Raw genomic sequence first — 26,909 nt, 5'->3', positions numbered from 1 at the left:
CGGCGATTTCGTGCATCTGCATCCCCGCACGCGGCCGCCTTTTGCCTTCGCCTCACACCGCGGCTTCGTAAAGCGCCTTCGCCAACCGGTTGTGCCGCTCGATGACCGGTCCGAGTTCCAGCGTCGTCAACTGTCCGTCCTTCACCACGACCTTGCCGCCGATCACGCTATGGCTCACCTGCGGCGGCGCGCAGAAGACCAGCGCCGCGACCGGATCGTGCAACGCGCCGGCGAAGAGCGGTTGACGCAAATCGAACGCGACAAAGTCGGCCGCCATGCCCGGCGCGAGCGCGCCGATGTCGTCGCGATTCAGAACCTTCGCGCCGCCGAGCGTGGCGATCTCCAATGCTTCGCGCGCGGTCATCGCATCCGGTCCAAAGCCGACGCGCTGCAATAGCAACGCCTGGCGCACTTCGGCGACCATCTGCGCGCCGTCGTTCGACGCCGAGCCATCCACGCCGAGACCCACCGGCACACCCGCGAGCCGCATCCGCTTGATCGGTGCGATGCCGGACGCGAGCCGCATGTTCGAGCACGGACAATGCGCGACGCCCGTGCCGGTTCGCGCGAACAGTTCGATGCCGGCGTCGTCGAGTTGCACGCAGTGCGCGTGCCATACGTCGCGCCCGACCCAGCCCAGGTCTTCCGCATATTGCGCGGGCGTCATGCCGAATTTCTCGTGGCTATAGGCAACGTCGTTCGTGTTCTCGGCGAGGTGCGTGTGCAGCGATACGCCGTAGTGCCGCGCCATCACCGCCGATTCGCGCATCAGATCGCGGCTCACCGAAAACGGCGAGCATGGTGCAACGACGACGCGCAGCATCGCGTAACGCTCCTCGTCGTGGTAACTCTCGATGAGCCGCTGCGTGTCCTTCAGGATGTCCGCCTCGCGCTCCACGACCGAATCCGGCGGCAGGCCGCCGTCCTTGCGCCCCACGCTCATGCTGCCGCGCGCCGCATGAAAACGCATGCCGATGCGGCGTGCCGCTACGATGCTGTCGTCGAGCCGGCTGCCGTTCGGATAGATATACAAGTGATCGCTCGACGTCGTGCATCCCGAGAGCAACAGCTCGGCCATTGCGGTCAACGTCGAAATTTCGATCATCTCCGGCGTGAGGTTCGCCCACACCTTGTAGAGGCTCGTGAGCCAGCCGAACAGCTCGGCGTTCTGCGCGGCCGGTAGCGCGCGCGTGAGGCTCTGGTACATGTGGTGATGCGTGTTCACGAGGCCGGGAATCACCAGATGTCCGCGCATGTCGAGCACTTCGTCGGCGGTGGGCGGCAGTTCCGCCGTCGGCCCGACCGCGACGATGCGGTTGTCCTCGATATACAAGCCACCGTCGTGCAGTTCGCGCCGTGCGCCGTCCATTGTGACGAGCACGTCGGCGTGCTTGACCAGCATCGTTCTGTTGGGCTTGTTCGTTTTGTTCGTTTTGTTTGTTTCTTGTGCTGCCTGTTCCATCGTCATCCGCTTTCTCCGCCTGATTGCTTCCGTGCAAAGTCGTTCGAACGCGATGTGACCGCGCGTGAGCCGTGTCGCCGCGCCGCCGCGTCCCGTCGAACGCCGTTGGCCCGGTTACCCGGCGTGCTCCGCCGTCTTCGGGACGTGTGCCGCGCATAAGCCTTGAGTTGCTCGGCCTTATTGCTGCGGCGCACAGACGTAACCTTCGACGGCCAAAATAACGCTGGCAACTCGCGCCGTTGCGATAACCATCCTCAGGCCGGCGATATAGTCGGTCATTTTTGACGACGGTACGATCCAACGGGGATCGTCTGCGCAGCAAGGCCGCGCGAACGCATCCGCCGAGGCTTTCAGCAGACTGTCGTTCATGCGCCAGCTATTATCTTTCTTATCGCGCGCGCGCTCGACAGAACAAGTTTTTACAATGGCTGCCACGGCGCTCGCTTCAATTCGCCGACGGGTATGTAGCCACTGACGTGGAGCCTCGATCCGCCGCAACGTATCTGGATCGGGCTGCCGCCGAAACCTCGCAAACACACAAGGAAAACTGCGAATGGGAAAGCTCACTACCCATGTGCTCGACACCGCGAACGGCCGTCCCGGCGCGGGCATCAAGGTCGAACTCTTCGCGCTTTCGGGCGACACGCGCCGCGCGCTGAAAACCACTCTCACCAATGACGACGGCCGCTGCGACGAACCGCTGCTGCAAGGCGACGCGCTGGTTCCGGGCGAGTACGAACTCGTGTTCGCCGCGGGCGATTACTTTGCGTCGATCGGCACCAAGGTGCCCGAGCCGCGTTTCGTGGATCGCGTCGTGTTGCGCTTCGGTATCGCCGATGCCAACGCGCACTATCACGTGCCGCTGCTCGTATCGCCGTGGTCGTACAGCACTTATCGCGGCAGCTGATCGATCGGCAACCGCAAAAGCGTGCGGTCGATTGCAGAAGCGCAATAACAAAGCTTAGAGACGAGTGAAAGACGACGCCGTGCGAACTGAGCGCACCGCGTCTTTCGCCCCGCAGTCCGCGGGGCGGCGTGACGCACACAACGCCGCCGCGCGAGCAACGAATCAGAAGTGGAGGAGTTTCATGGAAGGCTTTATCACCGACTGGTTGAATCTCGCGATTCGCTGGTTTCACGTCGTCGCCGCAATCGCATGGATCGGCGAGTCGTTCTATTTCGTCGCCCTCGACAACAGCCTGAAACCGCCGCAGGACCCGAACCAGCGCAAGCGCGGCGTGTTCGGCGAACTGTGGCATGTGCACGGCGGCGGCTTCTACAACATGCAGAAGTACACCGTCGCGCCGCCGGAAATGCCGGACGACCTGCACTGGTCGAAGTGGCCGTCGTACACGACGTGGTTGTCGGGCTTCGGGCTTTTTACGGTGCTGTATCTGTTCTCGCCGTCCACGTATCTGATCGACAAAAACGTGCTCGACATGGGCCCCGTGGTCGCGGTCGCGTCGGCGCTCGGTTTTCTCGCCGCAGGCTGGATCGTCTACGACTCGCTGTGCCGCATGCTCGGCAACAAGGACAAGGTGCTCGGCATCTGCGTCGGCGTGTATGTGCTGATCGCGGCGTGGCTCGCGTGCCATATCTTCGCGGGTCGCGCGGCGTATCTGATCATGGGCGCGATGCTCGCGACCATCATGTCGGCCAACGTGTTCTTCGTGATCATTCCGGGCCAGCGCAAGATGGTCGACGCGATGCTCAAGGGCGACACGCCGAACCCGATCTACGGCAAGCGCGGCAAGCAGCGCTCGGTGCACAACACGTATTTCACGTTGCCTGTGGTCTTCGCGATGCTGTCGAATCACTACGCGATGACGTACACGCATCCGCACAGCTGGGCGGTGCTCGTCGTCATCATGCTGGCCGGCGCGCTGATCCGTCAGTTCTTCGTGATGCGTCATCGTGGCCAGGTGCTGTGGTATTTGCCGCTCGCCGGCATCGCGCTGATGTTCGGCGCCCTCTTCTGGACGATGCCCAAGCCGATGGTCCCGCAGGCGCAAGCGGCGAATGCGCCGACGGTGAAAGTGGCCGACATCGCGCCGGTGTTGCAGCAGCGTTGCGTGGCATGCCACTCCGCGCATCCGACGATGATGGGCAGCGCGCCCGCCGGCGTGTTGCTCGATACGCCGGACGAGATCTCGCAGAACGCGCAGCGGATTTATCAGCAGGCGGTGACGCTGAAGGCGATGCCGCTTGGCAATGTCACGCATATGACGGACGACGAACGGATGAAGATCGCTGCGTGGTTCGAGGGGGGTGCGGCGAAGTGATGGCGAAGTGACCGAGACTTTGCCGGTGTGAGGTCGTTGGAACCAGGTCGCTCAGCATCACGAAGCGGGCTTTTCGCGGAAGCGGGAAGCCCGTTTTTTGTTTGCTGCGCAGTGATGGTTGAATTGCTTGCTGGACGCTTCCTCTGTCGCGCAGGCATTCTGTACGGCCTGCTGCCGGTCGACGTTGGTTTCACCAGTCATGGCCGCAGCCGAGGCGCCGGCTAACGCACGTTCTCAGTGATGCCGCCGCTGGCCAAGTCGAAGCCGACTCGCCGATGTTGACGACCGTCAAAAAACAAAAGAGCCCACGGCATTTCTGCCATGAGCTCCTTACCATCATCCTGCTCGTCAATCGCCAATAACGCCGGAACAGGAACGCTAAACCGCCACCCCACTCAACGCATCCTCAGTCAACCACAGCGGCTCCACAAGATCCTGCTCGTTAAGATTAAGCCCCTCCCCGCCACGATCGACGACGATAAAGTCGCTCACTTCTCCCAACGCGATCAGCGGATGGTGCCAAACCCCCTTCGCATAATTAACGCCCTGCCAACCGCTCGTCACGAATGCGCGAATCTTCGATTCGTCCAGTTCGCCCGCCGGCGCGACCACCACCAGATACGGCTTGTCGTTCAGCGGCACAAAAGCCTGGCTGCCGAGCGGATGCCGTTCGAGCATCTTCACCTCGAACGGCAGCGTGCGCGGCTGCCCGCGAAACAGGTTGATCAGCGTGCGGCCATTCTCGTCCGTTACGTCGACCTTCGCGAGGTCGTGATAGCGGATCGTCGTGCCGAGATTGATCGGGATCTGCTTCGCGCCCTCGAGTTCGATCACGTCGCCGAACGCGGCGAACGCTTCCTTCGTCAATGGTTCGATAGCGAGCGTTTTCATGATGCCAGCGTGCCCCACAAACGCAGACGCGATACGCCGCCGTCCGGAATGATGTTAAAGCGCACGTGCGTCACCGGACCGAGCGCCGCGATCTCGCTTTCGAAGTAATGCTGCTTGTCCATTTGCAGCTTCTGCTCGCCGAGCAGCACGGGCCAGAACATCGCTTGCGTGATCAGCGAACTGTCCGTGCCGCCCGTCACATACGCGGCCTGAATCGAGCAGCGGTCCGGATAGTTGCCCTTGAAGTGCGCGGTGTCGACTTCGATCTTCGAGATCACGCCCGGCTGTGCCAGCGCGACGATCGCCCAGTCGTTGCCCGGTTCGCGACGGCGCCGCGTTTCCCAGCCGTCGCCCATGTTCACGCCGCGGCCCGGCATCAGAATCGTCGACGCCGCGCCGAAGTGCTGATTGTTCGCCGCGACCAGATACGCGCCGTTCTCCATCGCGGCCAGGTCGAATTGCTGCGTGCGGCTCGCGCCCGCCCAGTCGACTTGCGGCTGACCGTACACACGCAAGCGTGCAATGCCGCCATCCGGATAGATGTTCACGCGCAAGTGCGTGTACGCATTCGTGTCGCCGACTTCGAGATAGTGATGGCTGTTGCCTTGCAACGTGATCGACGGCACGATTTCGGTCCATTGCGTCGACTGATTCGGCACGCCGTCCACCACGCGCGCGGCTTCGACGGAAGCGGCCGGCGGGAAGTTACCGGTGAAGTGGCTCGTGTCGAGATCGAGTCCCTTGATCACGCCCGGACGCGCGAGCTTGACGACGCACCAGTCGTAGCCGGTCACGCGCTTGCGGCGCGTTTCCCAGCCGTCCATCCACTTGCCGTGCTCGTCGTACTTGCCTGGAATGAAGACAGCCGGCTCCGGGTTCAGCATGCGGTCCTTCGGCGCGAAGAATTCGTCGCTGGCCTCGAGCGCCTGCGCGCCCAGGCGCGGGTCCGCCAGATTCACGTAACGCCGCGTGAATTCGGGTGCGTTGGGGTCGAGAGTCGGGAGTGCCATCTTTGTCTTCCTTGATGTGTTTGTTAGTGCGAGGAAACGTTTCCGTGAAGCCGCGCGTTGATTCAAACGTCCATTCACGCGCTAATCAGGTCTTCGAGCCGGAAACGTGCGATACGGTAGATCTGATCGAGGCTCGCGCGCAGTTCGTCGGCGCGGCTGTTGTTCACGCGCGCCTCGAAGTTCGCGATGATGCCGTGACGGTCATAGCCGCGCACCGCGAGAATGAACGGAAAGCCGAACTTCTCGCGATACGCCGCGTTCAGCGCAAGCAGCCTGTCGAACTCTGCCTGCGTGCATTGCGCAAGGCCCGCGCCGCTTTGCTCGCGCGTGGATTCCGCGGTGAGTTCGCCGCGCACCGCCGCCTTGCCCGCGAGCTCCGGGTGCGCATTGATCAACGCGAGCTGTTTGTCTTCGCCCGCCGTCTCGACAATCTTCGACATCTTGCGATGCAGTTCGTCGATGCTCGCAAATGGCCGCTCATTTGCGGCGATTTCCGCGACCCACGGCGAGTGCTCGAAGATGCCCGAGAGCGCCGCGACGAATGCGTCGGTGGAAACGGTGTTGAGTTGGTCCAGTGTGTATTGCATCGCCTTCATGCCGCCGCCTCGCGGTTGTTTTGCTGATACGGATGATGTTCGCGCCAGTGCCGCGCGATGTCGACGCGCCGTGTCACCCAGACGCGATCGTGCTGTTCGATATGGTCGAGAAAACGCTGCAGTCCGCGGAAACGCCCAGGGCGTCCGAGCAGCCGGCAGTGCATGCCGATCGACAGCATCTTCGGCGCTTCGTCGCCTTCTTCGTAGAGCACGTCGAACGCATCGCGCAGGTACGTGAAGAAGTGGTCCGCGGTGTTGAAGCCCTGCGGGCTCGCGAAGCGCATGTCGTTGGTGTCGAGCGTGTACGGCACGATCAGTTGCGGCACGGTCGAGCCGCCTGTCACTTCGACGTCCATCCAGAACGGCAGGTCGTCGCCGTAGTAATCGGAGTCGTATAGAAAGCCTCCGTATTCGGCGACGAGCCGATGTGTGTTCGGACTGTCGCGGCCGGTGTACCAGCCAAGCGGCCGCTCGCCGGTGACGCTCTCGATCGCCTGCATGCCGAGCCGCATATGCTCGGCTTCTTTTTCCGGCGATACGTCCTGATAGTGAATCCAGCGATAGCCATGACACGCGATCTCATGGCCGAGTTCGACGAATGCACGCGCCACTTCGGGATGCCGTTCGATCGCCATGCCCACGCCGAACACGGTGAGCGGCAAGCCGCGCTTTTCGAATTCGCGCAGAATGCGCCACACGCCCGCGCGCGAGCCGTATTCGTAGATCGACTCCATGCTCATGTGACGCGCCGGATACGCAGCCGCGCCGACGATCTCCGACAAGAACTGCTCCGAACCGGGGTCGCCGTGCAGCACGCAATTTTCACCGCCCTCCTCGTAGTTGAGGACGAATTGCACGGCGACGCGCGCTCGCCCCGGCCAGTTGGCCTGCACGGGGTGGCGGCCGTAGCCGATCAGATCGCGTGGATAGTTGGGGTCGAGTGGCATGGTTTGACGAATGCGTAGTGACGATACGAGTGGGCTCGCGAAGCGCGCTGCAAGACCTGTTGAAGCCTTGTGCGGCGCCGCCGCGATAACCGTCGCGACGGCCACCGAGATGGCCACCGAGATGGCCACCACAGCGGCCACCACAAGGCAGCGCACAGCACGTCGCACGGCCCGCGGCGAGTTGGACCAGTGTAGCGAAAACGCCTTGGTGCGCCCATACACCGGCGCAGATAGTGCGTGTCAGACTGAATGTATGTGCGGCTCGGCTGCGCTGGTGTTTACCCGCAGCGAATCGGCATGACTCACGCGCGCCGGCGCGGGATTCGGGTCCGCTGCCGACGGACTGAACGATTCCAGCGCGCCGTCATAGCGCTTGGGCAATGGCCGCGCATAGTCGCCGCGCTTGGCGGTCGACAGCCGCAGTGCGACGAGCGCTTCCGTCCACTTGACGGCGGCCGTCACACCTTCGATCACCGGCGCGCCGAGCGCGTCCTCGATCTCCGCGCACAACTCCGCCATGCCCGCGCAGCCGAGCACGATTGCATCGGAACCGTCTTCCGCCAGCGCCCGCCGGCATTCGTCGAGGATGATGCGGCGCGCCGCCGAGCCAGGCTTGTCGAGGTCGAGCACGGCGACGTCCGTCGCGCGCACGTTGCGGCAAAAACGCCGCATGCCGTAACGCTCGGCGAGATGCCACGCCATTCCGCAAGTGCGCGCAAGCGTCGTGACCACCGAAAAGCCCGGCGCGAGCACGCTCGCCGCGTGCATGGCCGCCTCCGCGATGCCGATCACCGGGCCACGCGCGAGCTCGCGCGCCGCGTAGAGACCAGGGTCGCCGAAACACGCGATCACGTAGCCGTCGCAGCCCTCGCGCTCGCCCGCCATCACTTCGGCGAGCAGGCCCGGCGTCGCGAGCGCTTCGTCGTAATAGCCTTCAATGGACGGCGGCCCCATCGTCGGACTGACCGCGATCACCTCGGTGCCCGGCGCGGCGACTTCGCGCGCGCAGCGGCCCATTGCATCCGTCATGCGTTGGGTCGTGTTCGGGTTGATCAGTTTGATACGCATCTCGTCTCCTCTTTCGACTGCATGGGCAATGCACCGGCACTGCCCTTCACCTACCGAAGCTCAGCGTGCCAGCAGGCGATAAAACAGCGCCCCAAGGCCCGCGCCGATGAACCACGAGAAGTTCGCCATGCCGTCGAGCGACGGCACCATCACGCACAACACGGCGATCAGCGCGGCCGGCAACAGCGCGGCAACGGCCCGATAGTTCACGCCGTTGCGATACCAGTACGACCCCGTCGGCGCGACCGTGTACAGATCGTCGAGCACGATCTTCTGGCGCTTCACGAGGTAGTAATCGACGATCAGGATTCCGTACAAAGGTCCGATGAAGCTGCCGAGCACGTCCAGCGTGTAGTGAATCACGGCCGGGTTATTGAACAGATTCCACGGCGTGATGAAGATCGACGCAACCGCCGCGAGCATGCCGCCCGCGCGCCAGCTAATGAGCCGCGGCGCGACGTTCGAGAAGTCGAAGGCCGGCGAAACGAAGTTCGCGACGATGTTGATGCCGATGGTCGCGATCGTGAAAGTCAGCGCGCCGAGAATCACGGCGGTCGGATAGTCGATGCGGCCGACCGTCTCCACCGGGTCCGTGATCAGTTGACCGAACACCGGCAGCGTGGCCGCCGTCGTAATCACCGTGACGAGCGAGAACGCGAGAAAGTTGACCGGCAGTCCCCAGAAGTTGCCGCGCTGCACGCTGCGAAAGCTCTTGCCGTAGCGCGAAAAGTCGCCGAAATTCAGCATCGGCCCGGAGAAGTAGGACACCACCAGCGAGGTCGCCGTGATCATCACCGGCAGCACTTCCATGCCGTGATATTTGACGCCGCCCAGGTTGATGCCGATGTTGCGCCAGCCCGCGCGATACACCATGTAGCCGGCGAGGATGAACATCACGACATAAACGGCCGGACCCGCGAAGTCGATAAACTTCTTGATCGTCTCCATGCCGTGCCAGAACACCAGCGCCTGTAACACCCAGAGCAGCATGAAGCCTGACCAGCCGAGCGTCGACAGCCCCATGAAGCCATGACGATGCACGTCCGCATACGGCAGCAGTTGCGGCACGAACTTCAGCACGACGATCACCAGCGCACTCGACGCGAGATACGTCTGGATGCCGTACCACGCGACCGCGATCAGCCCGCGAATCACGGCGGGAACATTGGCCCCGAGCACGCCGAAAGTCGCGCGACATGCGACCGGATACGGCACGCCGTTCGCCTGGCTCGGCTTCGCGATCATGTTGCACAACACGTTGACGATGCCGATGCCGACGAGCAGCGCAATCAGCACCTGCCAGCTCGTCAGGCCGAGCGCGAACAGACTGCCCGCGAACACGTAGCCGCCCACGCTGTGCACGTCCGACATCCAGAACGCGAAGATGTTATAGGCGCCCCAGGTCTGGTGACGCAACGGCGCGAGATCCTCGTTGTATAAGCGCTCGCTGTAGCCGGCCGGCATGGCGGGATTGCCGGATGCGTCGCCGTCTGCATAAGGGGGGATTGCGGAACTGCCGGGCGCTGCACTGAACTGAGCCATGATTCCTCCTTGTGATGGGACCGTCGATTGAGAATCGAAGGGCAATGCATTGGCCATGCCACTTGCGGCTTTGCTGCCGGTCCCGCGCCTGCTGTCGTTGCAAGCGCAACAGACTCGGGCCGCCGCGATGGCCACGCCGCGGATGTCTCCGTACTGAAGTACTTGTGGTTATCGCATTGCCGGCGTTCCGCGGACGTCCGCAATGGGTCTGCTGCTACTTTCGTCCGGCGCGTTGGCGACGGACGCGCGTGCGCCGGCCGGCAGCGCCCGCGCCGGGCCGCCTTGCAACGCTCGCTCTATCGGTTCAGTTCAGTGCGGCGCGCACCAGCAACGGGCGCACGCCGGCCGCTTGCCTCAGCTTGGCGCGGACTTGCGCTTGGATAACGCTTTGGGTGATTCTTCACGCGATGCTTTCGCGGCGCCGCGTGGTGCACCGCTCATTGCGCCGCTGCTTGCGCCGCTTATGCCGCTCATGCCGCTCATGCCGCCGCTCAGCGCGCCGAATACTTCATGCAGGTCGGCTGCGCCGCGTGCGGGCCGCTCCAGCATCTTCAACTCGACGCTTTGCAGATGGCGCGACATGAGTGCCGCCGCCTCTTTGGCATCGCCGGCGTCGAGCGCGGCGAGAATCGCTTCGTGGTCCTCGAACGAACACGGGCTTCGTCCAAGCGACTCGTACAACGCCGAGATCAGCGTGGAGCGCGCGACCAGTCCGTTCAGGCAATCGCACAGCACGGTGTTGCCGGTGAGTTGAGCCAGCTCCGTATGAAACTCGCCGGACAAACGAATCCACGACGAAAAGTCGCGCGTCTCGAACGCCTTGCGTTCGCGGCCGATCATGCCGCCGATGCTCTTTAACTGCAGCATGCCGTGTCCGTTGCAAATCTTTTCGACGACGGCCAGCTCGATGATGCGGCGCATCTCGAACACCTCATGCACTTCCTGGAGCGACGGACTCGCGACGAACGCGCCGCGGTTCGGCTCAAGATCCACGAGACGATCCGTCGCGAGTTGCGCCAACGCTTGCCGGATCGGACCACGCTTCACCGCGAATACTTCGCACAACTGTGCTTCGGTCAACTTCGCTCCGGGCGCCAACCGATGCTCAAGAATCGCGGCACGAATGCGCTCGGCAATTGCTTCGGGCCTCGAACTATTTGTGCTGACGGATTCGGTGTCGATGTCGGACATGATGTGTGTCTCGGTATGTTGGTCATATTAGGATGGACATAAAGATTGTCAACAATTTTTGCGGCGATCATCGACAATTTTTCGTGGTGCGGTGCGACGTGAATTGGCCTGGGTGGCTTGGCGGCTTTGTCAGCAAGGACGCGCCGCTCGGCCGGCGAGCACAGTCGCTGTCTTTAAACGGCTATTTTGTCGACAAAATCGTTACTTCACCGCTGCCTTCGTTGCCCGAACGGGCGTTCAGATCCGGGCCGTTAGTTGCGTGGACAAGCCATAAAAAAAACGGACCGCAGCCCGCTTCTTAGGTGCCCGGGCATTCAACCCAGGAATGGATAGTTGGATAACGTCAGCCTGAAGCCGCGCGCATCGGCGATGAGGTGCGCGTCGGCGCCCACAGGCAGCGTCACCATGTCCGGCACGTGGCCGAACTGCAGGCCAGTGACGATCGGAATGCCGATCACCGATCTCATGTGCTCGATCATGGCTTGCAGGTCGTAGCCGTTGTCATAGTCATACAACTTGCCGCCCGAAAAATCGCCGAGCACGAGTGCCTGCTGCTGACCCAGGATGCCCGACAGATGCAATTGATAAAGCATCCGCTCGATACGAAACGGTTGCTCGTTGACGTCTTCGACAAACAGCACGCCGCCTTGCACTGGTGGCATGTACGGCGTGCCGATGAGCGACGTCAGCACCGCCAGATTGCCGCCCCACAAGGTGCCGGAGACGTCGACCGCGTGCGCTTGGGGGACGTTTCGCGCGATCGTCACGCTGGGCTTTGTCAGCGCGGACCAGAAATGCTGCATCGTGAATTCGCTGACGTGTTCCGCGCCGAAGTCGCTCATCAGCATCGGCCCGCTGAACGTTTTCAGCCCGGCGCGCGCGAGGAGCGCCAACTGAATCGCCGTGAAGTCGCTATGGCCGACGAGCGCGACCGGTTGATCGGTCAGCCGGCGTTGCAGCCCGTCGTAATCGAGGCCGTGCAGGAGACGCATCGCGCCGTATCCGCCGCGCACGGCCAGCACAATATCGGGCAACGCGCGCGATGCATCCGCGAGCCGGTTCAGGTCCGCAGCGCGCTCGCCGTCCGTACCGCCGAAGCGCTGATAACGACGCCGCGTCGCGTCGACGCCCTCCACCCGATGCCCTTGCCCGCGCAGGCGCTGCAACGCCCGATTCAGCACCTCGGAATCAGGCGGGTAGCCGGACGGTGCGATCAGATCGAAGGTACGGTGGACAGTCATCGGCGGGACCTTGTTATGGTGTTGGCTGCGGTTGTTGGCTGCGGTTGTCGGCTGCGGTTGTTGGCTGCGGTTGCTGATCGAGGTTGTTGGTTGGAGTTGTGCGCGCGGTTGCTGTTCAGAGCGGCTCGTCTGACTCGCTTTGCGCACCGATGCCGGCGCGCGCCGCTGCCCGCGCTTCGCGACTGGCACGCCGCCGCTCCGCGAAGAACGACTTCAGTGCGGCGCCGCATTCGCTTTCGAGCACGCCGCCCGTTACCTCGGTGTGGTGATTCAACTGCGGGTTCGCGAACGCATCGACGACGCTCCCGCACGCGCCCGTTTTCGGATCGCGTGCGCCGAACACAACCCGGGCGATGCGCGCATGCATGATCGCGCCGGCGCACATCAAACATGGCTCGAGCGTCACATACAGTTCGCAGCCCGGCAAGCGATAGTTCTGCGCAACTTGCGCCGCGGCACGCAACGCGACCATCTCCGCATGCGCCGACGGATCGTGCGCGCCGATCGGATGGTTGAAGCCCGTGGCGATCACTTCGTCGCCGCGCACCAGCACTGCGCCGACGGGCACTTCGCCGGCCGCGCGCGCCTCTTCGGCGGCGGCCTGGGCGAGCGCCATGAAGCGGCGGTCGCGGTCGGAGATGGGGGTGGGGATGCCGGTGGGCGGTGCAGCCGGATCGCTTGCGGCGGTTGCGGCGGTTGCGGCGGTTGCGGCGGTTGCGGCGGTTGCGGCGGTTGCGGCAGTTGCGGCAGTTGCGGCAGTTGCGGCAGTTGCCGGAGTTGTGGCAGGTGCAGCGGTTTCAGCAGAGGCAGCGGTTTCGGCAGGTGCAGCAGTTTCGGCAGTCGCAGCGGCTGCGGGGATCGCGGCAGTTGCAGCAGGAGCACCAGACGCAGCGGTTTCAGCAGAGGCCGTTGCAGTTGTAGTTGCGGGTGAAGGCTCAGCGACGGCCGACTGCGCGACCAGCGGCCGCCCTGGCGCGCACACGCCAGTGGCGTCGACGCGCGGCGTGCGCCCCGCGCAAGCACCGCTCGCCGTGTCAACGCCCTCGACAACAGCAGGCGATCCATCCGACGCCTTGCTGCCCTCGGTCCGATCCGGCTCGGCATGCGCCGCGCCCGGATGGACGACGGGCTCGCTCACCGCGACCTCGCAGCGACGTTCTCCGCGCCGGACACAACCGACGCCGCGCTTTCCAATCGAGACGTTTCGTCATTGGAAGCACGCTCGGACAGCCGTTCGGCGATCCGACGGCAATATTCGCGCGGCAACGCCATAGCGCTCCCGCGCAGCGATTCCAGCGCCATATCGAGCGCCAGCATGCGCGCCTGAAGGCGACGGCGCGTAGCCTTGTCGCTCACGGCATTCAGTTCGGCCTGCAAGTCACGCAGAGCGCGCAACTGCTCGACCGCAGGCGGCACGAAACCCGCGTTTTTCAGAATCCGGTTCGCGACGCGCACCTCTTCCGGGACGAGTGCATCGTCGTCGAGGCAAAGCGGCGCGCCCGCGCCCGGCAAATCGTCGAACTCGCCGCGCGCGGCGGCGGCGGCAATACGCTGTTCGACTAACGCATCAAGCAATCTCATCTGCAATCCACTACGTTGCGGCCCAAGGCATTCTATCAGGGCGCGCGACGGTTGCCTCCGCCGGAGCGACCGGCGCCGCCGCCCCTTCGCATCTTGCGCGGACATTTCGTGGATGCTGTGTATGCGGCGTTTGTGGACGCAAGCCGGCCATGTGAGCGCGCCGAGCGTGCAATCAATTCGAGCCCAGTTCCGCAGTAGCGCCGGGCCCTCGTACGATCCACAGCAAGCCCGAGAGCCCACGATGCGGACTTCCCTCCCCTATGACTCGGCAGCTTCGAGCGGCCACCGCACAAGCGCGATATGCCGGGTACGCCCCAACAAGCTATGTATCAACGCAAAACCGCGCACATTCCAGCAGACCGGCTCGACCGGGCGCGGCGCAGCCCACGGCAAACCGTAAGCCAACGTCACATGCGGCGTAAAAGCCACGGCCCCCGAACCCCGATGACTGTCGATGCCGCAGCTCTCCAACGCGCTGCGGAACGCATCATGAAGCGTATGCAGGCCGACGACGCCCTCAGTTCCCGTCAGCACCAATGGCCCCGGCCGTGGCTTCGAAGCGAAGCTCTCGACCGTATCGAATTCGACGGTAAACGGCGCCACGCGCACCGACGCGGCCGCCTGCATGGCCGCCGCCACCTGGGCCTGCGGCAGCCCGCCTGCAAAAGTGCCGAGGTGACGCAGCGTGACGTGCAACCGATTGGCGGCGAGCGGCTTGCCGCGGGCGCGCGCCTCCCCGCAAAGCTCCTGCGCGAGCTTTGAAATGCTGGCCGCCGTGCTAGTGTCCGGAAACACAGCGAAGAACAGACCGTCTGTCGGGGTTGGCGGCGCCTCGAGCCCGGGCAACCACAGTTGTTCAGGCATCTTGCTCCTGCGTGGTGAAAGCCGGCATCTACACGGATCCTCCTTCACATTAACTGGCCATTAACTGACTCGGGGGTGCTGCGAGGGCGAAAGCCACACTGCCCCCCCCCAAAAAAACACTTGCCGTACCAAACCGTCTACGTAGAATACTGTACATTCATACAGTATCGGCGGCAACGTGAAATTGGAAAAAAACCAGAAGAAGTTCTGGCAGAGAAAACAACAGGTCCACCTCAATGAAAGACGACGTCGCGCAGGTCCCTTTTTCTACGGCGTTCTTGTACTGGCTGCGGCTCGGCTTCATGAGCTTCGGCGGTCCGGCGGGCCAGATTGCGCTCATGCATGAGGAACTCGTCGAACGAAAGCGCTGGATCTCGGAAAAGCGCTTCCTGCATGCGCTGAATTTCTGCATGGTGCTGCCGGGCCCGGAGGCGCAGCAACTGGCCACGTACATCGGCTGGCTCATGCATCGCACGTGGGGCGGCGTGATCGCGGGCGGACTGTTCGTGCTGCCGTCGCTCTTCATTCTGATGGGCCTTTCGTGGGTCTATCTCGTGTTCGGCAGCGTCCCGGCCGTGGCCGGCGTGCTTTATGGCATCAAGCCGGCCGTGACGGCGATTGTCGTGTTCGCCGCGTATCGCATCGGCTCGCGAGCGCTCAAGAACGCGTGGCTATGGACGATCGCCGCCGCCGCGTTTCTCGCGATTTTCGTCGGCAATGTGCCCTTCCCGCTGATTGTTCTCGTCGCCGGCATCATCGGGTACTTGGGTGGCAAATATGCGCCGGCCCGCTTCGCGATGGGCGGGAAACACGCCGCCGCCGCACAGCTTCATGGTCCGGCGCTGATCGACGACGACACGCCGACGCCTCGCCATGCGCTCTTCACCTGGAAGCGCTTTTTTATTGTGCTCGCGATCTTCGTCGCCTTATGGCTCGCGGCGATCGGTACGCTGGCGGCGCTCTACGGATGGAGCGGCGCGCTCACGCAAATGGCCTGGTTTTTCACGAAGGCCGCGCTGCTTACGTTCGGCGGCGCCTACGCTGTTTTGCCGTACGTCTATCAGGGCGCGGTCGAGCATCAGCATTGGCTCACGGGACTTCAGATGATCGACGGCCTCGCACTCGGCGAGACGACGCCCGGCCCGCTGATCATGGTCGTCGCGTTCGTCGGCTTTGTCGGTGGATGGACGAAAGCGATATTCGGTCCGCACGCGCTGCTCTTGTCCGCGGTCGTCGCGTCGACGGTCGTGACGTTCTTCACCTTCCTGCCTTCGTTCATGTTCATTCTGCTTGGCGGCCCGTTTATCGAGACCACGCACGGCAATCTGAAATTTACCGCGCCGCTGACGGCGATCACCGCAGCGGTGGTCGGCGTCATCGTGAATCTCGCGGTCTTCTTTGCGTTGCACGTTTTGTGGCCGCACGGCCTGCATGGAAGTTTCGACTGGCCGTCGCTCGTCATCGGGTTCGCGGCGGCGCTTGCCCTGTTTCGGCTGAAGGCCGGCGTGATACCGGTGGTGCTGACGTGCGGCGCGGCAGGGCTCGCGTTCCGGCTGCTTGCATGAAGCGCGGAACGCTGCTGCGTCGCGGCGTCCGTCAAGAACGGTTCAGGTACTCGCGACATGAAGCGCGGAAGGCGGGTGCATCGTGGCCTCCGTCGAGAGCGGGCCAAGTACTCTCAGCATGAAGCGCGAAACGCCGCTGCCTCGCGGGCGTCCGTCAAGAGCGGGCCAGGTACTCGCGACACTAAGCGCGGAAGGCCGTTGCATCGCGACCTCGGTCAAGAACAGGCCAGGTACTCGCGACACTAAGCGCGGAACGCCGCTCAGCGGCGTCCGCCAAGAACAGCCTTACATACTCGCGACCAATAGCTCTTCAGCATTGCTCGGCGGACGCAAACCGTCGGTCCTGTCCGCGAAGTAGCGCTGCGTGAGATCTGCCGCCGAAACGTGCTGGGCCTGCGTGAACCCGGCTTCGTACGCAAGAGCCAGCATATCCGCCGGCGTGAAGAAGCTGAGAAAAGGCGTGCCGCTTGCGCGCGCGCCCTTCTCCGCCATTTCCAGTCCGGGGCGTACCTCGGGGTCCGCCATCTGCAGCGGCAGCAGGAAAGTCATGGCGAGCGTCGATCCGCGCGCGAAGGCAGCAACTTCACGCAGCGTGGCCGCGTTTGCATCGCGTGTCAGATACATGCTCACGCCCGTCGAGACCACGATTGCCGGCTTGTTGCTGTCGAAACCCTCGGCCATCAGCCGCTCGCGCCACGCTTCGCCGGCCTCGAAATCGACCGGCACGAAACGCAGCCACTGTGGAATGCCGAAGCCAAGCTCCATCAGCCGCCGACGTTTCCACGCCTGCGGCACAGGCTGATCGATCTCGAACACGGTGAGGCGTGAAGCAAGCTCGGGCCTGCGCTGCGCAAAACTGTCGAGGCCCGCGCCAAGAATCACATACTGATCGATTCCGTGCGCGGCCTGCTCGGCCACGAGATCTTCGATAAAGCGTGCGCGAGCCACGATCGATGCGCGAAACGGACGCGTGAATTGCGGGTCCATGTCGCCGCGCTGACGCCAGTCGTCGCCAGGAGACAGCAGCTTCAGCCCAATGGAATCGTCGAAAACATGCGGCGCGGCGTCTGCCTCGGTATGCAACGCACGCCACAGGGCGACGCGGGCCGCGGTGCTGTCGGGTGCCAGATCTCGCTCGTCATTCATGATGGCCGATCCTCCTCGGTTATGCGATGCGGGTGTTTCGCTTCATCGCCGGGTTGGCGCGCAGCAGCACACAGCGCAGCACCGCAGTCCCAGCACGCAGCAACCCAGGCACAGAAAGCTCTGCCCTCTGCTCTGCGCGCCCAGCCCGCAGCAAACAAAAAGCATAGCATCGGCACACAACACCATACAGATCCCCACCGCGCCGAATCGCCACTCAACATCCGATCCCTCCGCATCTCTATGCGATCATCCTATGAACCAGACCAGACCTCAGGGAGATCGCCATGAGCAGCAGCAGATGGTTTTCGAACTTCGCGAGCTATCTTTCGACGATGACCGGCCGGCCGGGCACCTTCGTCATCGCCGTCTCGCTCGTGATCGTGTGGGCCGTTACGGGGCCGTTCTTTCACTACAGCGACACGTGGCAGCTCGTGATCAACACATCCACGACGATCGTCACGTTCCTGATGGTCTTCCTGATCCAGAACACGCAGAACCGCGATACGGCCGCGATGCAGATCAAGCTCGACGAACTGATCCGCGCGATCGAAGGCGCGCATAACGCACTGCTCGATCTCGAAGAACTGGAGGAGAAAGACCTCACGCGCTTTCGCAAACAGTACGAAAATCTCGCGAAAGACGCGCGCGTCGCGCTGCGCAAAGGCGGCAGCGATACCGATTCGCCGTTCGTCGACAATCGCGACATGAGCGACGAAAAGCGGAGCGACGACGACAAGCGCCACGGCGACCATGACGACGACAAACACGACAAGCGAGACACACAAAACACACCAAACCCACACGAGCGAAAAAACTAGCCCACGTTTCCCAACGCAACGCAACGCGGCCAGGCGAGGCGAACCATGCACCCATCGATAACAGCGAAGAAAGCCGCTTCGCCTCACCCCACCGCCGCGTCCCCCTTCAAACGAAACACGGCCACCGCATCGTTCAACTCGCGGCTCTGCTCCTCAAGCGACACCGCAGAAACGTCGAGCGCTTGCAGCGCACCGACGCTCCTCCGCCGTGCAGGCCCTTGCGAGACGCGCGGGCAATCTCTGCGAATTCCGTTTAAGATCGAACGCTTCGCGCGGCCTCACGCGCGCTCGCGCGTCGGCACCTGATCCGCCTTACGCCAACCACGCTGCAACAGAAAACCATGAACATCGCTCAAGCCGTTGTCCCCGCTTTCGCGCCTGCAAGTCCGCTTCCCGCACTCCTGGCCTGACCGGCGCATGCTCAGCTATACCGGCGGTCTCGTCCTCGTCGCGGCCCTGCTTCATGCAAGCTGGAACGCGTTGCTGCACGGCAATCGCGACCGTTTCCTGTCGATGACGTGGATGAGCATCGCCATCGCGGCGGTCAGCACGGTCATCGTTCTGTTCACGTCGCTGCCGGCCGCCGCGGCGTGGCCGTATGTGGTCGCATCGGGGCTCGTGCATATCGGCTACAACGCGAGCCTCGTGCACGCGTACCGGCGCGGCGATCTGGCGCAGGCGTATCCGGTCGCGCGCGGCTCGTCGCCGCTTCTCGTCACGCTCGGCGCGGCGCTCTTCGCTCACGAGGCGATCGGCCCGCTGCACGCGCTCGGGATCGCGATGATCTCCGGCGGCATCATCGCCATTGCACTGCAAGCGGGGCGCGTGTCGCGCGCGGGCGTGCTGGCCGCGTTGACGACCGGCGCGACCATCGCGCTGTACACGGTGATCGACGGCATCGGCGTGCGGCTGTCCGGCGGCGAGGCGCTTGCCTACACCGCGTGGATGTTCCTGTTCTACTGGCTGATGCCGCTGCTGTTCATCGCGAGGCGCGGGCTGCCCGCGCTGTGGATGCCGATACGCTCGGCGCCGGCGGCGGTCGGCTCGTCGCTCGTGGGCGGGCTTGTGTCGGTCGCGGCGTACGGCATCGTGATCTGGGCGATGCAGTCGGGCGCGATGGGCACCGTCTCGGCGTTGCGCGAGACCAGCGTGGTGTTCGCCGTGCTCATCGGTCGCGTGTTCCTCAGCGAAACGGTCAACGGCAAGCGCTGGCTTGCCTGCGTGGTGGTCGCGGCCGGCGCGGTTTGTCTCGGGCTTTGATGCTCAAGCCTTCACCGCGCCGCCGCGCTTGCCGCACTTGCCGCACTTCCTGCGCACCTTACATCGGCGGCGCGACTCCATCCTTTTCGACGACCACGCGCTGAGCGACATACGCGCCGCCCTGCGATGCGGCGGTTGCCACGACGAACACCTTCTTGCCCGGCGTCAGATCCGAACGGGCAGCCGGCGTGAAGGTCACGACAGGCACGTTCGGCGGCACCGTCACCTCGTTGCTGCCGCCCTTGTACGAGAGCTTCAGGTTGCGGCCGCTGGTGCCCTGGACCACCGTGTCGACGTTCGCATTCGTCATCGTGCTGTTGGGGCCGAGGTCCCAGCCATAGTGACCCTCGCCCGTGCCGCGTGCGGCTTCGGGGAAGACGACGACTTCGGTTGCCGTGAGCTTGCCGTCAGTGCCGGTCGTCGCGGCCGTGCCGACGAACGAGCCCGGCTTGATGTCCGAAAGCTGCATGGACTTGACCGCCGATACGGCGACAGCCGGCTTCAGTTCAATCGATACCGTGTCGCCGCTGCGGCGATGCACCTTCAGCACGTCGCCGTCGAGCGAAACGATATCGCCGCGAATGCGCGACGGTTTGGCGGCGGGCGTCTGTGCGAGCGCGGCGCCGGCAAAGGCGAGCGTCGCGAGCGTGATGCCGATTTTCAGGCGAATAGACATGAATGAATGCTCCGTGAGAAACGATCGAAAACGATCAAAAAGAACTGCAAAGCGGGGACTGCACAAGCGAGCACTGCAAAACGACAATGTATAAGCGAGTACTGCAAACCGAAACTGCAACACCCTGAACGGCCCGCTGCAAATCACGAACCGCCGAACCAGTTATAGCCCTGGTTCTCCCAGTAGCCGCCGGGATAGTCGTTCGTCACGCTGATCGCGACGATATGCTTCGGATTCTTGTAGCCGAGCTTGGTCGGCATGCGCAGCTTCATCGGGAAACCGTATTTCGGCGGCAGCGTCTCGCCGTCGTAACCGAGCGTGAGTTGCGTCTGCGGATGCAGCGCCGTCGGCATGTCGATGCTGGTCCAGTAGTTGTCCGCGCAATGAAACGACACATATTTCGCGGTCAGATCGGCGCCCGCTTGCTTGAGGAACGAGGCAAAGCGCACGCCGTCCCAACGGCCAATCGCACTCCAGCCTTCAATGCAGATATGGCGCGTGATCTGGCTTTCCTGCGGCAACGCGCGCAGTTCGTCGAGTGTCCACACGCGCTTGCCGTTGGCAAGGCCGCTCACTTGCAGCCGATAGCTCGCGGCGTCGACCTCGGGTACGTCGTCGATATCGTAGAACGCGTTGAACGGAAACGGCCGCGTGATCATCGACTCCGGATAGGTCGGCGCGAGCGTAGTCGGACTGAAGAGCAGCGCCTGCACGTCGTCGTTGAAGGACGACATCTTGCGCAACATGCTGTTCACCGACTTGTCGTTCGACAGATCGCAGCCCGACAGCATGGCGATTCCGCCGAGCGTGAGAATGCGCTTGCCGAGCAGGCGGCGTGCGGGATTCTTGAGCTCGTTGCGCGCATCCTTGATGATGCTCTCGGCATGCGACGAAGCAAATTCGCTTAGCCTTCCTGACTTGTTTCGAAGCGTCATGATCAGCGCCCCCGAATCATTACGAGAAGCGAGCGCGGCACGAGCGCCACCATCGCCACATGCACGACGAAGAACGCCACCAGCACGCTCATCCCGACGAAATGCACGACCCGCGCGTTGTCGTATCCGCCCATCAGCGTGCGCAGCAGCGGGAACTGCACGGACTTCCAGATCGCGAGCCCGGACAGGATAACGAGCACAATATCGACGATCACCACGAGGTACGCGAACTTCTGCACCGCGTTGTAATGCGCGAGGTCGTCGTGCCCGAGCTTGCCGCGCAGCGCGGCGGTGAGATCGCTCATCAGCGAGCGCAAGCTGAGCGGCAGCAGCTTGCGCTGCAAACGGCCCGAAGCAATATTGAGCGCGACGTACACGGCGAAATTCGCGACCAGCATCCACATAATCGCGAAATGCCATTGCAGCGCGCCGCCGAGCCAGCCACCCAGCGTGATCGCGGCAGGAAACCGCAAGCCCGCGAAGATCGGCGAAGCGTTATAGATCTGCCAACCGCTCATCACCATCAGCGTGACGGCGAGCGCGTTGACCCAGTGTGAGATCCGAACCCATGCGGGTTGAATCGTGGCATGACGAATTGTGGCGTAATTCAAGGCGGCCTCGTGGTGGATAGCTGCAAAAAATCGGCACTGTCATGGGCGTTAACAGCGCGTGTGGGCAGCTATTCCATCGCACGATAAATTTATTTCGGCGCCACCCTTCATACGCCAAACGGATACAGGTCCGGCGCGCGTTCGGTCGCGCGCGTGGCCAGCGGCTCGACGGCGCGCGTCGTGTCGAACCAGACATAGGCATCGAATTGCTCGGGCAGCACGGCTTCCGCATAGTGGCTATGCAGTTCGGTCTCGGGCCGGTAAATCACGCCGATAAAGCGTTCGAGCCGCGCCTCGCTCAAGCGCGCGCGCAGCAGCGCGTCCGCGCCGCTCGACAGGTCCACGACGCAGCGCGGCTCGCCGGACGCATGAAACTGATACTCGTAACTGTCCTCGCGTGAAGGCCGCACCGCCTTGATATCCATCGGTCCGTCCCAGTCGGACGCGGCGGCGACGTCGCCGCTGTGCGTGCCGAATCCGATCAACGCGGCCGCGTCGCCGAAACGTTCACGGCATAGCTGCCCCACGTTCAGCTCGTTGCGCACGCGGCCCATTTCGGTCGCGGCCGCGTTGCCGATGTGCGAGTTATGCGCCCACACCACCGCGCGGCTGTCGGGGCCTTGCGAGTCGAGCAGGCTTTCGAGCGTCTCGAACATGTGCGTGTCGCGCAGGTTCCAGCTTGCGGCGGAGCTGCGGTACATGGTCCGGTAATAACGTTCCGCCGATGCCACGAGCCGCGCGTTTTGCGTCGCATCGAACCAGTGCTCGCCGTCGACGTTCGCCTCGTCGAGCCGTTTGCGCAACAGGTCCTGCAACTGCTGGATCACCGCATTCTCGCAAGTTTTGAAGCCCGCTGAAAACGCCGCGCGTCCGTACACTTGCGGGTCCTTCTGCCACGGCGTGAGGCAGCCGTAGCGCTCGCGTGCGATCCTGGCCGCCTCGGGATCGGTGCGATCGAGATAATCGAGCACGGCCGCAATCGACGCCGACAGGCTATACATGTCGAGCCCATAAAAACCACGGCGCCGTCCGTCGCTCTGCTGTTCGTTATGCGCGCGCAACCAGCGGACGAACGCCGCGAACTCTTCGTTGCGCCACATCCATACCGGAAAGCGCTGGAACGGCGGCTCGCCGTTGCGCGGCTCGCGCGCGCGTGCGTAACTGTCGATGACCGCCGCATCGGGCCAGTCCGCTTCCACCGCGACGATCGTGAAGCCATGCCGCTCGACGAGCCGCCGCGTAATCGCCGCACGCGCCCGGTAAAACTCCGACGTGCCGTGACTGCATTCGCCGAGCAGCACGACTCGCTTCGTGCGCAGATGATCGAACGCGTCGGCGAAGCTGTCGTCTTCGGGCTCAGGCAGCGGACGCGCGCTCGCTGCGATCAGGCCGGCTAGCGAATGGGGTTGGCGCTGGGTTCGCGCTTGCTTGGGCGTTGGTCTTTGCGTTCGCGCTCGGGTTGGCCCTCGCTGTTGCCCCTGCGGCTCATCCACCGAAACCCCACCACCCGCTTCACTCGACTGCTCAGCACCCGCCGCCGCAACGCCGTCTTCCTCCGGCCAGCCCTGCTCGCCGATCAGCGGCACGAAATGCACGCCGCAGATGTCCTCTTCGTCGAACTCCGTGTCGCTGCGGCGCGTGACCTTGATAAGCCGCTGCGTCTCCGTCGACGCCCCCACGGGCATCACGAGCCTGCCGCCGATCGCCAGTTGCTCGCGCCACGCCTGCGGCACATCGGGGCCGCCAGCAGCCGCGATGATCGCATCGAACGGCACCGCGGCGGGCCAGCCGCGCGTGCCGTCCGCGTGATGCACGGCGACATTGTGGAAAGCGTGCTTGTGCAGCGCTTGCCGCGCGCTGTCGGCGAGCGACGCATGCCGTTCGATGCTGTCCACGTGGGCCACGATCCTCGACGCGACGGCCGCCGCATAACCCGAACCGGTGCCGACATCAAGCACGCGATCGCCTGGCGACAACTGCGCCGCCTCCAGCATGCGCGCGACGATCACCGGCTGCGAGATGGTCTGGCCATCGGCCAGCGGCAACGGCGTGTCGCTGTAGGCAAACTCGGCAAGCTCCGGCGGCACGAACAGATGCCGCGGCACCTCGCGCATCGCGTCGAGCACGCGCGCATCGCGCACGCCGCGCGCGGCGATCTGGCTTTCGACCATCTGCTGCCGCGCTTCGTCGAACGCCTCTTCATTGACTGTCGATTCGTCCATCATGGGCCTTCATGCATCACGATGCCATTGCGCGGCACGCTTTCGCGCACGCGCGGCACGACGCAGCACAATCCTTGCAGTGCTGCGCTTCGTGCTTTTCGCATTCCGCTGCGCAGGCGTCGCAAATGTCGGCACACATGCGGCAGATCGTGGCGGCTTCGCTGCTGCCGCGCGCCATCGCAGCCGATGCGAAGTGGCAAGCCGCCGCGCAATCGATGTCGAGTTCGATGCATCGGGTCATGTCGGCCACGCCCTCTTCCGCGAGGCAAGAGCCGGCGCAGTGGCCGCAGGCGAGCGCGCACGCATCGCAGGCTGAAATACAGGCCTGAAACTGTTCGTGCGTCATGGTGACCTCCTTCTGACGAGTCGAATTTTCAATCGACGACGCAACGCGCCGACGCGTCGCGCGTCCTGCATGATGAGCAGCAAAGCGCATTCCGGCTGCGGTTTTTCTGCTTGGGCAGCAGCGTCGCGCCGCAGTGTTTCGGTGCCAATGCGGTCGCGATTCGCAGGCGCGGGTATTAGGCAAACCTCGCGTGCCGATGCGTGTCAGCGCCGCAGATTTCTCACGTCCACTTCGGCCAACGTCAGTTGCACGGTCTTGCCGCTTTCCCACGCGTTCGCGCCCTTCACCACTTGCGGCTCGGCGATGTCGGCGCGCTTGCGCCTCGCTTCGACCGTCGACGTGCGAAACCGCGTGTCGCGCGCGTCGAGCATCGGCGGATTGATCTGCCCGTCGCGTGTGAAGCCCATCATCAGTTGCGGGATGCCGAGCGGCAGGCTCGCGTCGCGGTCGATCTGCCATGTGTGCCAGGTCTTGCCGTAAGTCGTCACGAGGTCCTGCATCAGCGCATGTTCGGCGAGTTCGGGAATGCGCGGCGCGACGAGTTCGCCCGATTTCACCTCGTAATGATGGCTGTGCCAGAGCTTCTTTTCGTCGTCGGGCAGCGATTTGAAAATGCGCTCGCTGACGATGTACTCGATGCCGATCAGCTTCGCGTTGCTCTCGTTGGAATCGAAGATCACGCACTGGTGAAAATCCTCGGTCACATGCGTGCAGAAGTGATGCGCCTCGACCTGGCGGCCCATGTCGTCGGCGTAAAAATGAAAGCCGTTCAGGTAGGCGCTCATCGCGTCGATCGGCTTGCGGTTCTGCAACACGTCGGCGCCCGCGGCGAGCGCCTTGCTCTTTGCGCTCTTTTGCGAACCCCGCGGCGGCACGCCGAGATTGTGCTGCGCCCGCGCCTCGGGCACGAAGAGGCTCGCGAACGGCAGCAGCAGCACGCTTTTGAGTATCGACGACGTGAAAGCGCGGCGGCAGCCGCACGCGGCAGGTCGGTTCATACGGGTTTCCTCCACGGATGGGCGCGCGGCCGGCGCTTGGGCGATCCGGCTTCGCGCGACGGTACGGTTTCAAGACGAGGCGGCGCTGACGCGTCCGCACGGCGGGTTGCCTGGCGGCGACGCCGTCGAAGGCCCAGGCTCAGGCTCAGGCCCAGCCTGATCAAAACCAGCATCGCCTATGCCCAGCCGCGCGCGATTCGCAGCAAGCCGGCCGCCAGCCGACCGCCCGCCCAAGCCGCAAATCCCGCCAAGCCGGCGCGGTCCAAGCCGCGCAATCCCCCCAACGGCGGGCGATGCGCACGAACACACGGACAAAAACTATTGGATTTCTCTAGAGTTGATGGATCGCCGGCCAATGGCGGCTGGCGAAGCCGCGCTAACACGCAGCGCGGGTCATCCAGAGGAAACCAGGGAAAAACAAATGGGAACGTCTCTTTACAACGATCGATCGACCGGCCAACACGGGCACGGCACCTCGAGGCTGCATCTATCCGGTGCGCCGCTGACACTCAAGCACACGATCCACCCCGAGCAGATTCGCGACAATCTGCCGGCGGGCCAGGGCGGTGTCGGCTTTCTCTTTCACGCTACAGACTGGGATACGCTTGCTTTCTCCTTTCACAATGTCAAAACCCGAAGCGAGTCATTCGAAGAAGAGCTTTGGCGCACCAAGCCTTTTATCGCGTCGCCGATCTATTCGGGCTCGCAGATGATCGGCGCGAACATTGCCTGCCCGGTGCCGCTCGAGCTTTGGCTCGGCAGTCCACGCGGCATCAAGCGGTTTCGCGAAACGCAATTCTTCCCCGCGCTGGAACTGGCGAGGCAGGCTGGCTTGAACATGGTGGCAATGGGCGCCTCGACGCCTTATGCCTGCAACTATGGGGCGCTGCCGCGGCAGACGAAGCCGCCGCACATCACCACGGGCCATGCGGCGACTGCGGCGATGCTGAAGGACTGGGCGATTCACTGCTGCAACGAGCTCGATCTCGAGTTCGGCAAGACCAAGCTCGCGCTCTTCGGCGCGGCCGGCCGGCTCGGCACCACGGTGGCGAAGTACCTGCTGTACAAGGAAACACCGACGGAACTGGTGCTGATCGATCTGCCCGACAAGGTCAATCTGCTCGCGGACCAGGCGCGCGAACTGATGGCGGCCGACCTGCTCGGGCGCACGAAGGTATCGGTCCACACCTTCAGCCCCGACACGCCGTTGCCGCAGTTCGACGGCGCGATCCTCGCGAGCAGCACCAGCGTGCCGTATCTCACCGCCGCCGATCTGAAGCGCGCGCGCTTCTGGATCGACGACTCGCATCCGCGCGCGGCAAGCGTGGAAGCGGAACTCGCGTCGCGCGGACATACGCTATATATTGAATGCTTCGCGCGCGGCCCCGCCGGTCTCGATTCGAGGTTCCCGTTCCGACTGCCTACTACGCGCGACTGCTATACCTGTTTCGCCGAGGGCTATGCCGCCTGGCAGGAAGGGATTGCTTCGGACTTCATCATCGGCAGTCCGCCTGTGTGGTCCGTCTCCTATACTCATGGCCTGCTGAAAAAGTACGGATTCTCGGTCGGACCTTTTCACGGCAAAGACGGCTCGGCGATCAACCTCGATCTGGGCGTGACTGCAAATATGACTTGACCGGGTCGTCAATGTCTCTGG

General features: G+C 63.7%; 26 protein-coding genes. 6 read left to right on the top strand and 20 right to left on the bottom strand.

From position 1 onward, the window contains the following. Nucleotides 1-52: 52 nt before the first annotated feature. Complete coding sequence (locus AB6809_RS07490; protein WP_371026233.1) at nt 53-1,468, bottom strand: 8-oxoguanine deaminase; 1,416 nt, start codon at nt 1,466-1,468, stop codon at nt 53-55. A 171-nt stretch (nt 1,469-1,639) separates the two neighbouring features. Next, nucleotides 1,640-1,897: a hypothetical protein gene (locus AB6809_RS07485; RefSeq protein WP_371026232.1), complete on the bottom strand. Its 258-nt coding sequence runs from the start codon at nt 1,895-1,897 to the stop codon at nt 1,640-1,642. Nucleotides 1,898-2,015: 118 nt separating this feature from the next. Here AB6809_RS07485 and uraH point away from each other — a divergent pair, with 118 nt between their 5' ends. Both uraH and AB6809_RS07475 read left to right on the top strand, forming a co-directional pair. Then, nucleotides 2,016-2,369, top strand: a complete 354-nt coding sequence (uraH, locus tag AB6809_RS07480; RefSeq protein WP_006051770.1) for a hydroxyisourate hydrolase — start codon at nt 2,016-2,018, stop codon at nt 2,367-2,369. A 181-nt stretch (nt 2,370-2,550) separates the two neighbouring features. Then, nucleotides 2,551-3,744, top strand: a complete 1,194-nt coding sequence (locus AB6809_RS07475) for a urate hydroxylase PuuD (protein WP_371026231.1) — start codon at nt 2,551-2,553, stop codon at nt 3,742-3,744. A 378-nt stretch (nt 3,745-4,122) separates the two neighbouring features. On the opposite strand, the gene AB6809_RS07470 is transcribed toward AB6809_RS07475, so the two are convergent. The 11 genes from AB6809_RS07470 to AB6809_RS07420 all read right to left on the bottom strand — a co-directional run bounded on the left by AB6809_RS07470 (nt 4,123) and on the right by AB6809_RS07420 (nt 14,675). Continuing rightward, on the bottom strand, nt 4,123-4,635 hold the full coding sequence (locus tag AB6809_RS07470) for an ureidoglycolate lyase (RefSeq protein WP_053858187.1): 513 nt from the start codon (nt 4,633-4,635) through the stop codon (nt 4,123-4,125). Then, complete coding sequence (gene alc, locus AB6809_RS07465) at nt 4,632-5,645, bottom strand: allantoicase (protein WP_006051773.1); 1,014 nt, start codon at nt 5,643-5,645, stop codon at nt 4,632-4,634. The genes AB6809_RS07470 and alc overlap by 4 nt, the downstream gene beginning before the upstream one ends. A 74-nt stretch (nt 5,646-5,719) precedes the next feature. Further along, the gene (gene uraD, locus AB6809_RS07460) at nt 5,720-6,241 is read right to left on the bottom strand and encodes a 2-oxo-4-hydroxy-4-carboxy-5-ureidoimidazoline decarboxylase (RefSeq protein WP_107706747.1); all 522 of its coding nucleotides are present in this window, start codon (nt 6,239-6,241) and stop codon (nt 5,720-5,722) included. Further along, a complete protein-coding gene (gene puuE / locus AB6809_RS07455) occupies nt 6,238-7,188 on the bottom strand; it encodes an allantoinase PuuE (RefSeq protein ID WP_371026440.1) in 951 nt (316 codons plus the stop codon). The genes uraD and puuE overlap by 4 nt, the downstream gene beginning before the upstream one ends. A gap of 240 nt (nt 7,189-7,428) precedes the next feature. Continuing rightward, on the bottom strand, nt 7,429-8,256 hold the full coding sequence (locus AB6809_RS07450) for an aspartate/glutamate racemase family protein (RefSeq protein ID WP_371026230.1): 828 nt from the start codon (nt 8,254-8,256) through the stop codon (nt 7,429-7,431). A 60-nt stretch (nt 8,257-8,316) separates the two neighbouring features. After that, nucleotides 8,317-9,798, bottom strand: a complete 1,482-nt coding sequence (locus AB6809_RS07445; RefSeq protein ID WP_006051777.1) for an NCS1 family nucleobase:cation symporter-1 — start codon at nt 9,796-9,798, stop codon at nt 8,317-8,319. Between the two features lie 354 nt (nt 9,799-10,152). Continuing rightward, on the bottom strand, nt 10,153-10,989 hold the full coding sequence (locus tag AB6809_RS07440) for a GntR family transcriptional regulator (RefSeq protein WP_371026229.1): 837 nt from the start codon (nt 10,987-10,989) through the stop codon (nt 10,153-10,155). A 314-nt stretch (nt 10,990-11,303) separates the two neighbouring features. After that, nucleotides 11,304-12,230, bottom strand: coding sequence for a muramoyltetrapeptide carboxypeptidase (gene ldcA / locus AB6809_RS07435; protein ID WP_053858191.1), 927 nt, complete (start codon nt 12,228-12,230; stop codon nt 11,304-11,306). 115 nt (nt 12,231-12,345) lie between these two features. Further along, the gene (gene tadA / locus AB6809_RS07430) at nt 12,346-12,882 is read right to left on the bottom strand and encodes a tRNA adenosine(34) deaminase TadA (protein ID WP_371026439.1); all 537 of its coding nucleotides are present in this window, start codon (nt 12,880-12,882) and stop codon (nt 12,346-12,348) included. A 482-nt stretch (nt 12,883-13,364) separates the two neighbouring features. Further along, the gene (locus AB6809_RS07425) at nt 13,365-13,811 is read right to left on the bottom strand and encodes a DnaJ family domain-containing protein (protein ID WP_371026227.1); all 447 of its coding nucleotides are present in this window, start codon (nt 13,809-13,811) and stop codon (nt 13,365-13,367) included. A gap of 258 nt (nt 13,812-14,069) precedes the next feature. After that, nucleotides 14,070-14,675, bottom strand: coding sequence for a 2'-5' RNA ligase family protein (locus AB6809_RS07420; RefSeq protein ID WP_371026438.1), 606 nt, complete (start codon nt 14,673-14,675; stop codon nt 14,070-14,072). Nucleotides 14,676-14,911: 236 nt separating this feature from the next. Here AB6809_RS07420 and chrA point away from each other — a divergent pair, with 236 nt between their 5' ends. Further along, the gene (gene chrA, locus AB6809_RS07415; protein ID WP_371026226.1) at nt 14,912-16,240 is read left to right on the top strand and encodes a chromate efflux transporter; all 1,329 of its coding nucleotides are present in this window, start codon (nt 14,912-14,914) and stop codon (nt 16,238-16,240) included. Nucleotides 16,241-16,525: 285 nt separating this feature from the next. Here chrA and AB6809_RS07410 read toward each other — a convergent pair whose 3' ends face one another. After that, on the bottom strand, nt 16,526-17,386 hold the full coding sequence (locus AB6809_RS07410; RefSeq protein ID WP_006051785.1) for a class I SAM-dependent methyltransferase: 861 nt from the start codon (nt 17,384-17,386) through the stop codon (nt 16,526-16,528). A 284-nt stretch (nt 17,387-17,670) separates the two neighbouring features. Here AB6809_RS07410 and AB6809_RS07405 point away from each other — a divergent pair, with 284 nt between their 5' ends. Together AB6809_RS07405 and AB6809_RS07400 are read left to right on the top strand one after the other, a co-directional pair. Further along, nucleotides 17,671-18,204, top strand: a complete 534-nt coding sequence (locus tag AB6809_RS07405) for a low affinity iron permease family protein (RefSeq protein ID WP_371026225.1) — start codon at nt 17,671-17,673, stop codon at nt 18,202-18,204. A 417-nt stretch (nt 18,205-18,621) separates the two neighbouring features. Next, a complete protein-coding gene (locus AB6809_RS07400; protein ID WP_371026224.1) occupies nt 18,622-19,464 on the top strand; it encodes an EamA family transporter in 843 nt (280 codons plus the stop codon). A gap of 58 nt (nt 19,465-19,522) precedes the next feature. Here AB6809_RS07400 and AB6809_RS07395 read toward each other — a convergent pair whose 3' ends face one another. From AB6809_RS07395 to AB6809_RS07370, 6 genes are all read right to left on the bottom strand, one after another. Continuing rightward, nucleotides 19,523-20,140 (bottom strand): hypothetical protein, encoded by a 618-nt coding sequence (locus AB6809_RS07395; RefSeq protein ID WP_006051789.1) that lies wholly within the window; start codon nt 20,138-20,140, stop codon nt 19,523-19,525. A 143-nt stretch (nt 20,141-20,283) separates the two neighbouring features. After that, nucleotides 20,284-21,075: a molybdopterin-dependent oxidoreductase gene (locus AB6809_RS07390; RefSeq protein ID WP_006051790.1), complete on the bottom strand. Its 792-nt coding sequence runs from the start codon at nt 21,073-21,075 to the stop codon at nt 20,284-20,286. A gap of 2 nt (nt 21,076-21,077) precedes the next feature. After that, on the bottom strand, nt 21,078-21,686 hold the full coding sequence (locus AB6809_RS07385) for a cytochrome b/b6 domain-containing protein (protein ID WP_371026223.1): 609 nt from the start codon (nt 21,684-21,686) through the stop codon (nt 21,078-21,080). Nucleotides 21,687-21,793: 107 nt separating this feature from the next. Further along, on the bottom strand, nt 21,794-23,908 hold the full coding sequence (locus tag AB6809_RS07380; protein ID WP_371026437.1) for a protein-L-isoaspartate(D-aspartate) O-methyltransferase: 2,115 nt from the start codon (nt 23,906-23,908) through the stop codon (nt 21,794-21,796). A 16-nt stretch (nt 23,909-23,924) separates the two neighbouring features. Next, the gene (locus AB6809_RS07375; RefSeq protein WP_371026222.1) at nt 23,925-24,254 is read right to left on the bottom strand and encodes a four-helix bundle copper-binding protein; all 330 of its coding nucleotides are present in this window, start codon (nt 24,252-24,254) and stop codon (nt 23,925-23,927) included. A gap of 203 nt (nt 24,255-24,457) precedes the next feature. Next, the gene (locus AB6809_RS07370) at nt 24,458-25,252 is read right to left on the bottom strand and encodes an OBAP family protein (protein WP_371026221.1); all 795 of its coding nucleotides are present in this window, start codon (nt 25,250-25,252) and stop codon (nt 24,458-24,460) included. 421 nt (nt 25,253-25,673) lie between these two features. On the opposite strand from AB6809_RS07370, the gene AB6809_RS07365 reads away from it, so the two are divergent. Beyond that, nucleotides 25,674-26,888, top strand: a complete 1,215-nt coding sequence (locus AB6809_RS07365; RefSeq protein WP_029971643.1) for a hypothetical protein — start codon at nt 25,674-25,676, stop codon at nt 26,886-26,888. Nucleotides 26,889-26,909: the final 21 nt, after the last annotated feature.

The organism is Paraburkholderia sp. RCC_158, from assembly GCF_041355255.1.
Lineage (GTDB): Bacteria > Pseudomonadota > Gammaproteobacteria > Burkholderiales > Burkholderiaceae > Paraburkholderia > Paraburkholderia graminis.
The sequence above is the reverse complement of the archived record's forward strand: the minus strand, read 5'-3'. Positions and strand labels throughout refer to the sequence as shown.